Source organism: Segeticoccus rhizosphaerae, assembly GCF_005222685.1.
Taxonomy (GTDB): Bacteria; Actinomycetota; Actinomycetes; order Actinomycetales; family Dermatophilaceae; genus Segeticoccus; species Segeticoccus rhizosphaerae.
In genome coordinates, this window is sequence record NZ_SWMA01000002.1 from 58,536 (window position 1) to 73,430 (window position 14,895).

Sequence of the window (14,895 nt, forward strand, 5' to 3'; positions counted from 1 at the left end):
CGTACCTCGCTCGTGTCCTCACGCCGTCGTCTCCGCTCGCATCCACGGTCGCGCTCCTCGGCGCTCCGGGCCTCGCTCGTACCTCGCTCGTGTCCTCACGCCGTCGTCTCCGCTCCGAACTCAGGGAGGTCGTACCGCTCTGCCAGGTCGCGGCGCAATCGCATCATCGCGGTGTAGGTGCAGAAGATCCGCTTGGGCTCGTCGCGGTAGACCGTGAGGAACCGGGAGAGCGCCTCCCCCAGGTCGGGCTCGATCTCGTCGACCACGACGTCGTCGTAGCGCAGCCGCAGGGCCATGTCGTAGGCGCGCACGCCGCTCGCCATCGCCACGCCGCGCTCGCGCAGCGAGTCGAAGCCCACGTCATACAGCCAGGAGACGTCGCGGCCGTCCGCGTAGTTGTCGTTGATCGCGATCATCGAGGCGACCGGTGTCGAGCCGTAGGTGCCGAGCGCGACGGTGAAGCCGGCGGGATTCTTCACGAGCACCAGCTCGAGCGGTCGGCCGTCGGCATCGATGACCTCACCGCGCCCGAAGGGCGGACGAACCTGCCGCAACGCCTCGACGACCGACGCCTCGTCGAAGCCCTCACCCAGCAGCATCCGGGCCATGGAGGTCGCCGCCGTCGCGTTGATCATCGCCGCGAGCCCGCGCTGCTGCAGCGCCAGCGGCCCGACGGAGCGGTCCCCGAAGACGACCTCGAAGGACCGTTCGTCCGACGGTTTGAGCAGTCCGTCATCCGAGGTCGGCTCGGGGGCGGTCGCGGCGTCCTCGAACCGCACGTCCGCCTCCTGCAGCTCGGGCAGCCGGCCGGCGACCGAGGGGTCCACACCGAAGTAGCACACGTCCACCCCGTCCGCCAGCTGTTGGCGGATCCGGGAGATGAACGAGTCGTCCAGGTTGAGCACCACCCCACGTGTGGTCTGCTCCGCGAGCCGGGCCAGCAGCTCGGCCGTCTGGTCGATCTCGGCGAAACGGTCGAGCTGGTCGCGGGCGACGTTGAGCAGCAGCGAGTGGGTCGGCGCCACCGTCGCGGCGAACTTCAGCGCGTGCGCCTCGTCGAGCTCGAGGACCGCGATGTCGGCGTCAACCTGTCCCCCCAGCCGGATCTGCCCGAGCATGGAGGAGATGACGCCGCGGGTGAAGTTGCTGCCCGTCGGGTTGCTGAAGACCCGCAGGCCGTGCTGGCGCAGGATCGCGACCAGCATCTTGGTGGTGGTCGTCTTGCCGTTGGTTCCAGTCACCACGACGATGCCGCGAGGAAGGTCGGACAGGGCGTGCGCGAGGAAGCGCGGGTCGATCCGTTCGACGACCAGACCGGGCAGCGCCGACCCCCCGCCCTTGAGCCGTGCGGCCACCCGGGCCGCCTTGCCGGCCACCACGGCCACGGTTGTCCTCAGCACCCGGTCACTCCCACTCGATGGTGCCCGGCGGCTTGCTGGTGATGTCCAGCGTGACTCGGTTGACCTCGGCGACCTCGTTGGTGATCCGGTTCGAGACCTTGGCGAGCAGGTCGTAGGGCAACCGGCTCCAGTCGGCGGTCATCGCGTCCTCCGAGCTGACCGGGCGCAGCACGACCGGGTGGCCGTAGGTGCGCCCGTCGCCCTGCACCCCTACCGAGCGGATGTCGGCGAGCAGCACCACCGGACACTGCCAGATCTCGCGGTCCAGCCCCGCCTCCGAGAGTTCCTCGCGCACGATCGCGTCGGCGGCCCGCAGCACCGCGAGCCGCTCGGCAGTCACCTCACCGATGATGCGGATGCCCAGCCCGGGGCCCGGGAAGGGCTGGCGCCAGACGATCCCCTCCGGGACGCCGAGCTCGAGCCCCACCTGACGGACCTCGTCCTTGAACAGGGTGCGCAGCGGCTCGATGAGCGAGAACTGCAGGTCCTCGGGCAGGCCGCCGACGTTGTGGTGGCTCTTGATGTTCGCTGCGCCGGTGCCGCCGCCGGACTCGACGACGTCGGGGTAGAGCGTGCCCTGCACGAGGTACTCGACCGGATGGCCCTCCGCGTCGGCGGAGCCGGCCACGTCACGAGCCGCCTGCTCGAAGACCCGGATGAACTCGCGCCCGATGATCTTGCGCTTCTCCTCGGGGTCGCTGACCCCGGCCAGCGCCGAGAGGAACCGCTCCCGGGCGTCCACCACCACCAGGTCCACGCCCGTCGCCGCCACGAACTCCTGCTCGACCTGCTTGGCCTCTCCCTGCCGAAGCAGGCCGTGGTCGACGAAGACGCAGGTCAGCTGGTCGCCGATCGCCTTCTGCACCAGCGCGGCCGCGACCGAGGAGTCGACCCCGCCGGACAGTGCGCACAGGACGCGTGCCTCACCGACCTGCTCGCGAATTCGCGCCACCTGCTCGTCGACGACGTTCTCCGGCGTCCACGTCGGCTCGAGACCGGCGCCCCGCACGAGGAAGTTCTCGATCACCCGCTGCCCGAAGGTCGAGTGCATCACCTCGGGGTGCCACTGCACGCCGTAGCGATGCGCCTCGTCATCCTCGAAGGCCGCGACCTCAGCGCCGAGGGTCGTCGCGGTGACGGCCATGCCCTCCGGGGCCTTCGTCACGGCGTCGCCGTGCGACATCCAGACCGACTGCTCGGGCGTCTGGCCGTTGAACAACGTGGACTCGGTGTCCTTGACCTCGGCGACGGTCGAGCCATACTCGCGCCGCCCGGTCTTTGCCACGGTGCCACCGAGCGCCTGCGCCATCGCCTGGAAGCCGTAGCAGATGCCGAGCACCGGCACGCCGGCCTCGAGCAGGGCGGGGTCGAGACCCGGCGCGTCCGACGCGTAGACCGATGACGGGCCGCCCGAGAGGATCAGAGCACCGGGCTTGCGCGCCAGCAGCTCCTCGACCGGCGTGGTGTGCGGCACGACCTCGGAGTAGATCGAGGCCTCACGCACCCGGCGCGCGATCAGCTGGGCATACTGCGCGCCGAAGTCGACGACGAGGACGGGGCGATCCTGCAGGGCATTCGTCACGGGGAGAGGTTACCCGGCGAGCTGGGGCTCTACCTCCTGCGCCACCTGGTGCTCCTGCCAGAACGCGAGGAACGGCACGCAGCAGATCAGCACGATGGCGACCATCCGGCCGAAACCCCAACCCACCTTGAAGCCGAGGTTGACCACCGAGACGGCAAAGACCAGGAAGATGAAGCCGTGGATCGGGCTCCACCAGGACAGCGCCTGGTTGTCCAGGCCGTACTGGAGGATCATCTCGGTGATCAGGACGAACATCGCGAGTCCCGCGAGGATCGCCATCACCTTGAAGAACCCGAGTGCCTTGCGCGTCGCCTGGGTGTCCCGGACGACACCGGACGCGGATCGTTCCGCCTGCTCAGACATGTGCTTCCTTCGTCGTGCGTTCTCGGGCGGGTGAAGTGCCCGTCCGGCGGTCCTCGTTCCAGTCGTCCCGCACCATGCGCCACCACATGTAGGCGGCGAACCCGGCGAAGACCCACCACTGGAGAGCGTATGCCGCGTTGCGCCAGCTCAGTCCGTGGGTCTGGATCTCGGGGGGCGGGATCGGCTTGATGCCGGCGGTCGTGGCGTTCGGCTGCTCGCCCGTCTTGAAGACGAACGCGTTGTAGAGCGAGCCCTTCCACTGGTTGAGCAGCACGCCGAGGTCGATCGTGCCGACCTGTCCGGCCGGCAGCGTCCCGCTGGTGCTGGGCGACTCCCCGGGCGCCAGGGTTCCCGTGACCTTCACGGTGCCGCTCGTCGTGGGAGGCGTGGCCCGCGCGGGATCGGTCACGAAGCCCCGGACCACGACGAGCCGCGCGCCGGTGGCCTCGACCACCAGGGGCGTGATCACCCAGTAGCCGGAGACGCCGTCGAGACGGCGGTCGGCGACGAGCAGCTGGTGCGCCGCGTCATACCGGCCGGTGGCACTGACGGGGCGACCCGAGCCGTTCTCGGGGAACTGCTGGTGCGGTCGGATGACCTGTGAGACGGGCGCGACCGGCAGCTTGGTCGCGGCCTCGGCGGCCTCCGACTTGCCCTTGTCGCGGGCGACGTTGAGCTGCCACAAGCCGAGCCAGGTGAAGCTGACCAGGACCACCAGCAGGAACGCCAAGAGTCCCAGCCAACGGGGTTTGAGGACGGTGCGCAGCACCCCCTCAGGCTACGTGACGTCCTTGTCGTCGAAGACCAGGATGCTGCCGCCGTAGCAGGCCACCCAGACCGTCTGCGTCGTCGGCTCGTAGGTGATGCCGATGGGGTGGGCGTCGGTGGTCACCGTCTGCAACACCTTCATGTCCTCGGTGCGGATCTTGGACATCGAGCCGACGTCGTAGTTGACGACGTACAGCGCGGTGCCGTCCGGCGAGATCGCCATGCTGCGCGGGTCCTGGCCCACGTCCGCCTCGTCCACGATCGTGCCGGTGTGCGCATCGATCTTGCTGATGATGTGGGTGGCGCTCACGGCATAGAGGTACTTGCCGTCGGGGGACACGTCCAGGTGGCGCATCCGGTCTCCCGGAGACACGAAGACGGGCGCCTGCTCCGGCGGGTCGGTCAGGTCCACCTTGTAGACGTGGTCGGTCCACATCGCGGTGACGAACGCGGTCCTGCCGTCGGGGGCGACCGCGATCCCGCGCGGCATCGGGCCGATCTTGACCGTGTCGACGACCTTCGCCTTCGCCCGGTCGATGATGCTGAGCGTGTAGTCGCACCAGTTGGTGACCAGGACGGTCTTCTGGTCGGGGGTGATCGCGACGTACTTCGGCACCGCCCCGACCTTGATCGCCTGGTCGACCTTCATCGTCTTCGTGTCGACGCGGTAGAGGTAGCTGGCGTCGAAGCCGTCGGACGGCTTGCACACGTCGACACCGTGCGGGCCGAACCCGACGCCGTACATCGAGTAGTTCGACACGTAGGCGTAGCGGCCGTCCTTGGTGAACGCCGCCTCGACCGGCGCGCCCCTGGAGGTGCCCGGGTGCCCCTTCACGCCCAGCGAGGAGAGGTCGACCGAGTCCGGGATCGTCGCCTCGAGCTTGCGGGTGGACGCGTCATACATCGTCATCGTGTGGCTGTACATCATGTTGTTGGCGATGACCAGGCCGTGGCCGTTGGCGACCACCGACTTCGGCGTGATCGCCCCGGTGATCCTGTCGACCTGGGTGAGCCTCGTGGTCGCGGAGGGGTGCTCCGGCGGTTTCGTCTCCTGCGACGGCGTGGCGGTCGGCTGCTGCGACGGCGTGCTGTCCGGCGCGTCACTCGCGGCGGCCTGCGCCGCGGTGCCGCCGGCCTGGGGCGTGCCGGGTCCGCGGGACATGCAGCTGGCGAGCAGGACGATCAGGACGACGATGAGGACCAGCGCCGAGACCGCTACCCGTCGCCGACGGACGTGGACGGCTTCCTGACTGATCTGCACCGGCTGCTCCCGGGTCCTCGCGGTCACTGGTCTGGTCGTGGAACCGCGCACCAGCGTACGGCCCGGCGGCCCGACCCTCGTGGAGGCACACCGGGGCGACCGCCCGTGCGCAATCCGCGGACCCGTGAACAACGCACGGCATCACCGGTCAGACACGTGCGCAATCCGCGGACCCGTGAACAACGCACCAGGGGCGACTCAGCGCAGGCCGAAGCGCTTCATGGCGCGAAGTGCCGCGGTGAGGACGTCGGCGAACCGGGCGTCGCTCATCCCGAGCACGGGGGCCACCGGGAGCAGCCGCTGGACGGTGACGTTCTGCGACTCTGTGTACTTCAAGATCCCCTCCGCGCCGTGCCGCCGGCCGAGCCCCGACGACTTCAGCCCGCCCATCGGCGCGCCGAGGCTGCCCCACGCCGCCGCGTAGCTGTCGTTGACGCTGACCGTGCCGGCCTGGATCGACGCCGCGATCGCCCGGCCACGCCGCGTGTCCTTCGTGCAGACGACGGCGTTCAGCCCGAACTCGGAGTCGTTGGCGAGCCGGATCGCCGCCTCGTCGGAGCCGGCCCGGTAGACCGCGACGACCGGGCCGAAGGTCTCCTCCCGCGCGCAGGCCATCTCGGGAGTGACGTCGTCGAGCACGGTGGGCTCATAGAAGTAGGGCCCGAGATCGGGCCGGGAACGACCGCCGGTCAGGACCCTGGCGCCCTGGCGGCGTGCGTCCTCGACGTGTGCGGTCACCCGCCTGAGCTGGTCGGCGCCCACCAGGCTGCCCAGCTCGGGCCCGTAGGCCAGGTCGGCCGACATGCGCAGCGCCCTGGTGGCGGGCACGAAGGCGGCGAGGAACTCGTCCGCGATCGACTCGTGCAGGATCAGCCGTTCCACGGAGACGCACAGCTGTCCGGCGGAGGAGAAGCAGGCGCGCACGGCGCACGCCACGGCCCGGTCCAGGTCGGCGTCCGCCGCGACGTACATGGGGTTCTTGCCCCCGAGCTCGAGGGAGGCACCGACGAGCCGCTCCCCGGCGTCCCGAGCCACCCCTCGGCCGGTCTGCGTCGACCCGGTGAAACAGACGTAGTCGGCGCGGTCGAGCACCGCCTTGCCGACCGTCGGCCCGTCGCCGAGGACGACCTTGAGGACGCCCTCCGGCAGGCCTACCGCGTCGAGCAGCGCCACCGCCTGCAACGCGGTCAACGCGGCCTGGGTGTCCGGCCGCAGCACCGCGGTGTTGCCGGCGATCAGGGCCGGGATGAGGTCGGTGATCGACATGGAAAGTGGGTAGTTCCAAGGGGATACGAAGCCGACCACTCCTCTGGGCTGGTGCAGCTCGACCGCCTGGCTCAGCACCGGCAGGGCCCCGGCACGGCGTCGTGGCCGCAGGTAGCCGGCTGCCCGGCGCGCGTAGTGCCGACAGACCATCGCCACGTCGGCGATCTCCTCGAACGCGTGCCGGCGCGCCTTGCCCGACTCGAGCTGGATCAGGTCGAGCAGCTCGGTCTGTCGCTCCAGCACGAGGTCGTGGAAGCGCAGGAACACCTGGGCCCGCCGCTCGAGCGGCGTGCGGGACCACGCCCGCGCGGCCGACCTCGCGCCCTGGTAGGCGACCTCGACGTCGTCGGGCGTGGACATCGGCAGGTCGGCCAACGGTGCACCCGTCATGGGCGTGCGCGTCTGCATCCGGGGCGGGCGCGCCGCGCAGACGACCCGGTCGGTCAGCCGCCGGACCAGGGCGGGGTCGATGGCATACGTTGCAGTCGGGTCGGTCTCGGGGTCGACGAGCGTCTCGGGGGCCATGGGTCGAGAGTATGCCGAGCGGCGCGCTCCGGACAGTGCCGCAGCCGACGCGCGGCTCGGCAGAGCGGCGCGACCCGGGCGGCTGGTCAGCTGCGCTGGTAGGGGGCGATGACGATCTCGACCCGCTGGAACTCCTTGAGGTCGGAGTAGCCGGTCGTCGCCATCGCCCGCTTCAGGGCACCGACGATGTTGGTGGTGCCGTCGGCGCTGCGGCCGGGTCCGAGCAGGATCTCCTCGAGCGAGCCGACGGTGCCGACCTCGACCCGCTCCCCGCGCGGCAGCTGGTGGTGGTGCGCCTCCGACCCCCAGTGGTAGCCCTGCCCGGGCGCCTCGGTCGCCCGGGCGAGGGCGGCCCCCATCATCACCGCATCGGCGCCGCAGGCCACCGCCTTGACCACGTCGCCGGAGGTGCCCATGCCGCCATCGGGTATGACGTGCACGTAGCGGCCGCCCGACTCGTCCATGTAGTCGCGCCGGGCCGCCGCGACGTCGGCGATCGCCGAGGCCATCGGGGCGTGGATGCCAAGGGTGAGTCGGGTGGTGTGTGCCGCGCCGCCGCCGAACCCGACGAGCACGCCGGCGGCACCGGTGCGCATGAGGTGAAGCGCCGCGGTGTAGGACGCTGCGCCGCCGACGATGACGGGGACGTCAAGCTCGTAGATGAACCGCTTGAGGTTGAGCGGTTCGGCGCGGCTGGAGACGTGCTCCGCGGAAACTGTGGTGCCCCGGATCACGAAGAGGTCCACACCAGCCTCCACCACGGTCTTCCAGAACTGCTGGGTCCGCTGCGGCGACAGCGCGCCGGCGACGGTGATGTCGGCGTCCCGCAGGGTGCGGAGCCGCTCGGTGATCAGCTCCGGCTGGATCTCGGCGGAGTAGAGCTCACGCATCCGGGCCGTCGCGTCGGCGGTGTCGAGGTGGGCGATCTCCTCCAGCAGCGGCGTGGGGTCGCTGTAGCGGGTCCACAGGCCCTCGAGGTCGAGCACCGGCAGGCCACCGAGCCGGCCGAGGGTGATGGCGCTCTCGGGCGAGACGACCGAGTCCATCGGGGCGGCGAGCACCGGCAGCTCGAAGTGGTAGGCGTCGATCTGCCAGGAGACGGAGACCTCCTCGGGGTCGCGGGTGCGCCGCGACGGCACCACTGCGATGTCGTCGAAGGAGTAGGCCCTGCGGCCCCGTTTGCCGCGTCCGATCTCGATCTCGTTCACGCCGGACAGGCTACCGGTCAGCTGCCGGGGTCCGGGATCCAGCCGAGGCGGGTGTTGTCACCGCCGCGTGTAGTTGGGCGCCTCGAGGGTCATCTGGATGTCGTGCGGGTGGCTCTCCTTGAGACCAGCCGAGGTGATCCGCACGAACCGGCCGCGTTGCTGCAGCTCCGGGATGGTGTTGGCCCCGACGTAGAACATCGACTGGTGCAAGCCACCGGTCAGCTGGTGCACGACGGCGCCGAGCGGGCCGCGGTAGGGCACCCGCCCCTCGATGCCCTCGGGCACGATCTCGTCGTCGCTGGAGACATCGGCCTGGAAGTAGCGGTCCTTGGAGAAGGACTTCTTGCCCCGCGACGCCATCGCGCCCAGGGAGCCCATGCCGCGGTAGGACTTGAACTGTTTGCCGCTCACCAGGACCAGCTCGCCCGGCGACTCCTCGCAGCCGGCCAACAGCGAGCCGACCATGACCGTGTCGGCCCCCGCCACGAGGGCCTTGGCGATGTCGCCGGAGTACTGCAGCCCGCCGTCGCCGACCACCGGGACCCCGGCCGGCTTGCACGCCAGTGACGCCTCGTAGATGGCGGTGACCTGCGGGACACCGACGCCCGCGACCACCCGGGTGGTGCAGATGGAGCCCGGACCCACGCCGACCTTGACGCCGTCGACGCCGGCGTCGACCAGCGCCTGCGCACCCGCTCGGGTGGCGACGTTGCCTCCGAGGACCTGGACGTGCCGGGTCGCCGGGTCCCACTTGAGCTTGCGGATCATGTCGAGCATCAACCGGGCGTGACCGTTGGCGACGTCGGGCACGAGCACGTCGACGCCCGCCTCGACCAGGGTCGTGGCCCGGTCCCAGGCGTCACCGAAGTAGCCGATCGCCGCGGCCACCAGCAGGCGGCCGTCGGCGTCCTTGGACGCGTGCGGGAACTGCTCCGACTTGACGAAGTCCTTGACCGTGATCAGGCCGGCCAACCGCCCGTCGGCGTCGACCAGCGGCAGCCGCTCACGCTTGTGCTGGCGCAGCAGCGCCGTCGCCTCCTCACGGCCGATGCCCTCGTGGCCGGTGACCAGTGGCATCGGGGTCATGACCTCGCTGACCTTGGTCGTGGCCCACTCCGCAACCGGCGTGAACCGCAGGTCGCGGTTGGTGCAGATGCCGATCAGGCGGCTGTCCACGTCGACGACCGGCAGGCCCGAGACGCGGTAACGGCCGCAGATCTCGTCGAGGTCCTCCAGCGTCGCGTCCGGCCCGATGGTGACCGGGTTGGGGATGATGCCGGTCTGGGTCCGCTTGACCATGTCGACTTGGTCGGCCTGGTCGGCGATGGAGAGGTTGCGGTGCAGCACACCGATGCCGCCCTGGCGTGCCATCGCGATGGCCATCCGCGACTCGGTCACCGTGTCCATGGCCGCCGACAGCAGCGGCACCCGCACCGACAGCTCGCGGGTCAGCCGCGAGGTGGTGTCGACCTCACTCGGGATGACATCGGTCTCGCCGGGCTGCAGCAGGACGTCGTCAAAGGTCAGACCGAGGGTGGCGAAGGGAGCGGGGACTTCCGGGATCGAGACGGGGGCGTCGCTCATTGCTCGATTCTATGGCCCCGGCCGGAGCGGACTGCACACGCCTCGACGGCTGTCACTGCCCGGCCTGCCGCGAGCCGGCGCCCTCTCTCGCGGGAGCAGGGTTGGTCGCCTTCGCACCGTTCAACGCAGTCGACACCTCTGCCGGCCACCCGTTCGCCTGCACGGACGCGGGAGCCGAGGCCAGCCGGGTGGACCGGAGGCCGTGCGGAGGGTCGACCAGGCGGGCGAACCGCCGCTCGCTCAGGTCGTGCCGCCCCAGCACCGGCTCCCAGAGGCTCGTGGCCACGGGGTCGAGCGCCTGACTGGTGCGCTTGACCGGCAGCGTCTGGTCGAGCTGCCCGCTCTGGAGGGTCGGGTCCGCCGAGTCCGCCGAGCTCACCGACGGGCTCGGTCCAGCCACCAGCGAGCTCGCCGTGGGCTCACTCGTCGCCGGCGAGGCGGTCGTGCGGCTCGGGTTGGGTGTGGCGGTCGGCCGGCTCGACGTGGTCGTGGTGGACCCGGCCGGAGGTGGCGTGGTCGTCCCTGCGCTGGTCGTGCCCGGCGAGGTCGACGCGGTGGTGGGGGGCGGAGGTGTCGTGACCGACTCGCCCGGCACCGGCGTGGTGGTCGACGGCGTCGGCAGGGCTGACGGGTCGGACAGCGACGGGCTCACCGGCGGCACGACCGGGGCGGCAGGAGCCCGGCCGGACCCGGCCTCGCCGTCGGCGCCGCCGCCTGCGCGGTCCTGGGAGCCCTGTCGGCCCGCCGCGGGCTGGTCGCCGGCGACGGAGGAGTCGCGGCCCGTGCCGTCGCGCCGAGTCCCGTCCGACGACGTGCCGCCGTGGACCGTCACCGCGTCGGAGGTCGCCGGGCCGGTCGGGACGGCCCCTCCCGGCTCGACCACGTGCTCGGAGCTCAGCGCGGGACCCGTGCCGCCGTGGAAGTCGTGGGGCAACAGCCGCTGCGTGACTGTGGCGAGGCGACCGAGGACGGGCAGATGGGTGTCGGTGACCGCGGCCGCGACACCGGTGCCCGACAGGGTCAGGCCGAAGACGGCCACCACTGCCGCACCACGCAGGCCCCGGCGGCGGAGCGCCCGGCGGCGGGTGGCGCGTGCGGAGGCGAGGCTCGGCGGGATCGCCATGTCGGTGTCGATCGACCTCGCCCAGTCGCCGAGCACGGCGGACAGCTCGTCGGCAGGGTCGGCGAGCCGACCGCCCAAGACGTCGAGCAGTTCGTCGTCGTCGCGGATGCGCCGCAGTGAAGGTGGCGGCGTCATCAGCCGGCCTCCTGCTCCGCGGCCTCCTCGGCCATCAGCTCACGCAGCCTGTTCAGCGCTCGGTGCTGCGACACGCGGACGGCACCGGCCGTCATACCCAGGGACTGGGCCGTCTCGTCGGCGGACAGCCCGACGGCCACCCGCAGGATGAGCAGCTCGCGCTGCCGGCCGGGCAGCCGCTCCATCAGCCGGTAGGCGCGATCGGCCTCGTCGCTGATGAGCGCCCGTTCCTCGGGACCCGCCTGGAGATCGACGCGCTCGGGCACCTCGTCCGTGGGTCGTGGCAGACGCATGGCGGAGCGCTGGGCGTCGACGACCTTGCGCGAGGCGATCGTGTAGACGAAGGCCTCGAACGGCAGGCCCCGCTCGTCATACCCCGGCAGTGCGGTCAGCACGGCGACGCACACCTCCTGCGCTGCGTCCTGGGCTGCTTCCCGAGCTCCTGGGAAATGCCCCAGCCGAGCACGCGCGTAGCGAGCCGCCATCTGGTGCACGGCGCCCAGCAACCTCTCCTTGGCTGCTGAGTCGCCACCTTGCGCAGCAGCAGCCAGGTCGCGCAGGGAAATCTGCACGTCCGCTGGATGAATCGCGGGAACGCCCTGAAACGTTACCCGCGTCTCAGCGGTCGGTTGCGCGGCCAAGGCGGCAGGGGAGGACCAGCCGTCGTAGCCCGACGTCCCCGAGAGCATGAACCACCGCCCGATCCGATCCTTGACACGCGTGCCCCACCGTACCGAGCCACAGCCGGATGCGGAAACCATCCCCCACAGGTTGCACAGACCGCAACGAACGGGGCTGCTCCCCCGCCGCAGGCTTCGTGGCCGAGACGAGACCCGCGGAACAGGTGTTCTGTGCGCGAATGGGGGTAGAACACCACTGAACGGGTAGTGCACGTCCACGTGTGACGGAGAGGCACATTCGAGACATTCGGAGGCATATCTTGGCTGAGTTGACGCGACTTCCGGGCCCACTCGCCGATGTGTGGGACTGGCAGCTGGAGGGATCCTGCCGACGTTCGGGGGCGGAGGTCTTCTTTCACCCGGACGGCGAACGCGGGGCGGCACGGCGCGACCGCGACCAGGCCGCCAAGTTGGTGTGCATGGGTTGCCCCGTGCTCGAACGCTGCCGCCGCCACGCGCTCGCCGTGCGTGAGCCGTATGGCGTGTGGGGCGGCACCACCGCAGCCGAACGCGAGAGGCTCTACGCCACCCAGGTGACCTGAGCCCGCCGGGCGGGCTAACCGGTCGTGACCCCGATCACGACATCGGCAAGCTCGACGGTGCTGCCGGGATGGACCTGGCGCCCGCGACGGCGCTCGACCACGCCGTCGACACGCACCTCGCCGTCCTCGATCAGCGCACGTGCCTGTGCACCGTCCTCGACGACGCCGGCCAGCTTGAGCAGCTGCCCGAGCCGGATCATGTCGCCGCTGATGGGCACACTCTGCTCGCTCACGAATCCATCCCACCACGCCTGGCAAGCCGCGCGCGAGGGACGGGGTGACCAGCACGCCATACACGCAGACGGTCCCCCCGCCCCGGACCAGCCGGGACGAGGGGACCGATTTCAGCGGGGGTCAGTGACCGTGGCCGTGGCCGTGACCGGCTCCGGCCCCGTCCTGCTCCTCGGGCTTCTCGACCACCAGCGTGTCGGTGGTGAGGACCATCGAGGCGATCGACGCGGCGTTGCGCAGCGCCGAACGGGTCACCTTGACCGGGTCGATGACGCCGGCCTTGACCAGGTCGACGTACTCACCGGTCGAGGCGTCCAGGCCGCTCCCGGCCTCGAGCTCACGGACCCGGGAAACGGCGACGTAGCCCTCGTACCCGGCGTTCTCGGCGATCCAGCGCAGCGGCTCGGCCGCGGCCTTGGCGACGAGCCGGACACCGGTGGCCTCGTCACCCTCGAGGGTGAGCGAGTCCAGACCGGTCAGCGCGTGGACGAGCGCCGAACCGCCACCGGCGACGATGCCCTCCTCGATCGCCGCGCGAGTCGCCGAGATGGCGTCCTCGATGCGGTGCTTCTTCTCCTTGAGCTCGACCTCGGTGTGCGCGCCGACCTTGATCACGCAGACGCCGCCGGACAGCTTGGCGAGCCGCTCCTGGAGCTTCTCGCGGTCCCAGTCGGAGTCGCTGCGCTCGATCTCGGCCTTGATCTGGGAGACGCGACCTTCGACCTCGTCCTTGGCGCCCGCACCGTCGACGATCGTGGTGTCGTCCTTGGTGACGACGACGCGGCGGCACTGGCCGAGCGTGTCGAGGTCGGCCTGGTCGAGCTTGAGGCCGATCTCCTCGGAGATGACCTGGCCACCGGTCAGGACGGCGATGTCCTGCAGCATGGCCTTGCGGCGGTCACCGAAGCCGGGCGCCTTGACCGCGGCGACGTTGAAGGTGCCGCGGATCTTGTTGACGACCAGCGTGGAGAGAGCCTCGCCGTCGATGTCCTCGGCGATGATCAGCAGCGGCTTGCCGGACTGGACGACCTTCTCCAGCACCGGGAGGATGTCGGCGACGGCCGAGATCTTGCCCTGGTTGATCAGCACGTAGGCGTCCTCGAGGACGGCCTCCATGCGCTCGGGGTCGGACACGAAGTAGGGCGAGAGGTAACCCTTGTCGAACTGCATGCCCTCGGTGAAGTCGAGCTCCATCGCCGTGGTCGAGGACTCCTCGACGGTGATGACGCCGTCCTTGCCGACCTTGTCGAAGGCGTCGGCGATGAGACCGCCGATGAGCCCGTCCTGGGCGGAGAGGGTCGCGACCTGGGCGATCTCGTCCTTGGTCTCGATCTCGCGAGCGGTCTCGAGCAGCGTGCTGTTGACCGCCTCGACGGCGGCGTCGATGCCGCGCTTGAGGCCGGCCGGGCTGGCGCCCGCGGCGACGTTGCGCAGGCCCTCCTTGACCATGGCCTGGGCGAGCACCGTCGCGGTGGTGGTGCCGTCACCCGCGATGTCGTTGGTCTTGGTGGCAACCTCCTTCGCGAGCTGGGCACCGAGGTTCTCGTAGGGGTCCTCGAGCTCGATCTCGCGAGCGATGGTCACACCGTCGTTGGTGATGGTGGGGGCGCCCCACTTCTTGTCGATGACGACGTTGCGGCCCTTGGGGCCGAGCGTCACCTTGACGGTGTCGGCGAGGGCGTCGACACCGCGCTCGAGCGCCTTGCGGGCGGAGTCGTTGAACTCCAGGGTCTTGGACATCAGCTTCCTTCGGGACTACGAACGGGGGAAATGAACGTGCCCCGACGCGCGCTGTGAGTCAGATGGTCAGGCTCGTCAGGCGGCGCGCCGGGGCACGACATACGGGCTGGAAGCGCCGTGACTACTTGGTGACGACCGCGAGCACGTCGCGGGCCGACAGGATCAGCAGCTCGTCACCGTTGTACTTGACCTCGGTGCCGCCGTACTTGCTGTAGATGACCTTGTCACCCACGGCCACGTCGAGCGGGACGCGGTTGCCGTTGTCGTCGATACGGCCGGGGCCGATCGCCAGGACCTCGCCCTCCTGGGGCTTCTCCTTGGCGGTGTCGGGGATGACCAGCCCGGAGGCCGTGGTCTGCTCGGCCTCGACGGACTTGACGACGATGCGGTCTTCGAGCGGCTTGATGGAAACCGACACGGTGGGACCTTCCCTTCTGGGATGTCGAATTGGACACAACAGTGGACAGTGGCTTTCGCCTGGTGAGCC

14 protein-coding genes are annotated in these 14,895 nt (G+C 70.4%); 1 reads left to right on the plus strand and 13 read right to left on the minus strand.

Going from position 1 to position 14,895, the window contains the following annotated elements; all coding sequences use genetic code 11:
- Window positions 1-95: 95 nt before the first annotated feature.
- The 10 genes from FCN22_RS01795 to shbA form a co-directional block, all read right to left on the minus strand.
- Window positions 96-1,400, minus strand: a complete 1,305-nt coding sequence (locus FCN22_RS01795) for a Mur ligase family protein (RefSeq protein WP_137119828.1) — start codon at window positions 1,398-1,400, stop codon at window positions 96-98.
- 4 nt (window positions 1,401-1,404) lie between these two features.
- Complete coding sequence (guaA, locus tag FCN22_RS01800) at window positions 1,405-2,982, minus strand: glutamine-hydrolyzing GMP synthase (RefSeq protein WP_137119829.1); 1,578 nt, start codon at window positions 2,980-2,982, stop codon at window positions 1,405-1,407.
- 9 nt (window positions 2,983-2,991) lie between these two features.
- Window positions 2,992-3,345 (minus strand): DUF3817 domain-containing protein, encoded by a 354-nt coding sequence (locus FCN22_RS01805; RefSeq protein ID WP_137119830.1) that lies wholly within the window; start codon window positions 3,343-3,345, stop codon window positions 2,992-2,994.
- Window positions 3,338-4,114: an SURF1 family protein gene (locus FCN22_RS01810; protein ID WP_137119831.1), complete on the minus strand. Its 777-nt coding sequence runs from the start codon at window positions 4,112-4,114 to the stop codon at window positions 3,338-3,340. Before FCN22_RS01810 ends, FCN22_RS01805 begins: the two co-directional genes overlap by 8 nt.
- A 9-nt stretch (window positions 4,115-4,123) precedes the next feature.
- Complete coding sequence (locus tag FCN22_RS01815; RefSeq protein WP_137119832.1) at window positions 4,124-5,374, minus strand: cytochrome D1 domain-containing protein; 1,251 nt, start codon at window positions 5,372-5,374, stop codon at window positions 4,124-4,126.
- A 198-nt stretch (window positions 5,375-5,572) separates the two neighbouring features.
- On the minus strand, window positions 5,573-7,165 hold the full coding sequence (locus FCN22_RS01820; protein ID WP_137119833.1) for a succinic semialdehyde dehydrogenase: 1,593 nt from the start codon (window positions 7,163-7,165) through the stop codon (window positions 5,573-5,575).
- Window positions 7,166-7,251: 86 nt separating this feature from the next.
- Complete coding sequence (locus tag FCN22_RS01825) at window positions 7,252-8,373, minus strand: GuaB3 family IMP dehydrogenase-related protein (RefSeq protein ID WP_137119834.1); 1,122 nt, start codon at window positions 8,371-8,373, stop codon at window positions 7,252-7,254.
- A 57-nt stretch (window positions 8,374-8,430) separates the two neighbouring features.
- On the minus strand, window positions 8,431-9,957 hold the full coding sequence (gene guaB / locus FCN22_RS01830) for an IMP dehydrogenase (RefSeq protein ID WP_137119835.1): 1,527 nt from the start codon (window positions 9,955-9,957) through the stop codon (window positions 8,431-8,433).
- 52 nt (window positions 9,958-10,009) lie between these two features.
- Entirely contained in the window at window positions 10,010-11,215 is a 1,206-nt protein-coding gene (locus FCN22_RS01835) for a hypothetical protein (protein ID WP_137119836.1), read from the minus strand.
- Window positions 11,215-11,787 (minus strand): RNA polymerase sigma factor ShbA, encoded by a 573-nt coding sequence (shbA, locus tag FCN22_RS01840; protein WP_238384453.1) that lies wholly within the window; start codon window positions 11,785-11,787, stop codon window positions 11,215-11,217. Before shbA ends, FCN22_RS01835 begins: the two co-directional genes overlap by 1 nt.
- Window positions 11,788-12,155: 368 nt before the next feature.
- Here shbA and FCN22_RS01845 point away from each other — a divergent pair, with 368 nt between their 5' ends.
- On the plus strand, window positions 12,156-12,437 hold the full coding sequence (locus FCN22_RS01845; protein ID WP_137119837.1) for a WhiB family transcriptional regulator: 282 nt from the start codon (window positions 12,156-12,158) through the stop codon (window positions 12,435-12,437).
- Window positions 12,438-12,451: 14 nt separating this feature from the next.
- Here the strand turns inward: FCN22_RS01845 and FCN22_RS01850 are convergent, their stop codons facing one another.
- The 3 genes from FCN22_RS01850 to groES form a co-directional block, all read right to left on the minus strand.
- Window positions 12,452-12,670, minus strand: a complete 219-nt coding sequence (locus FCN22_RS01850; protein ID WP_274381530.1) for an RNA-binding S4 domain-containing protein — start codon at window positions 12,668-12,670, stop codon at window positions 12,452-12,454.
- A gap of 121 nt (window positions 12,671-12,791) precedes the next feature.
- Window positions 12,792-14,408 (minus strand): chaperonin GroEL, encoded by a 1,617-nt coding sequence (gene groL, locus FCN22_RS01855; protein ID WP_137119839.1) that lies wholly within the window; start codon window positions 14,406-14,408, stop codon window positions 12,792-12,794.
- A 121-nt stretch (window positions 14,409-14,529) separates the two neighbouring features.
- A complete protein-coding gene (gene groES / locus FCN22_RS01860) occupies window positions 14,530-14,826 on the minus strand; it encodes a co-chaperone GroES (protein ID WP_137119840.1) in 297 nt (98 codons plus the stop codon).
- Window positions 14,827-14,895 lie beyond the last annotated feature (69 nt).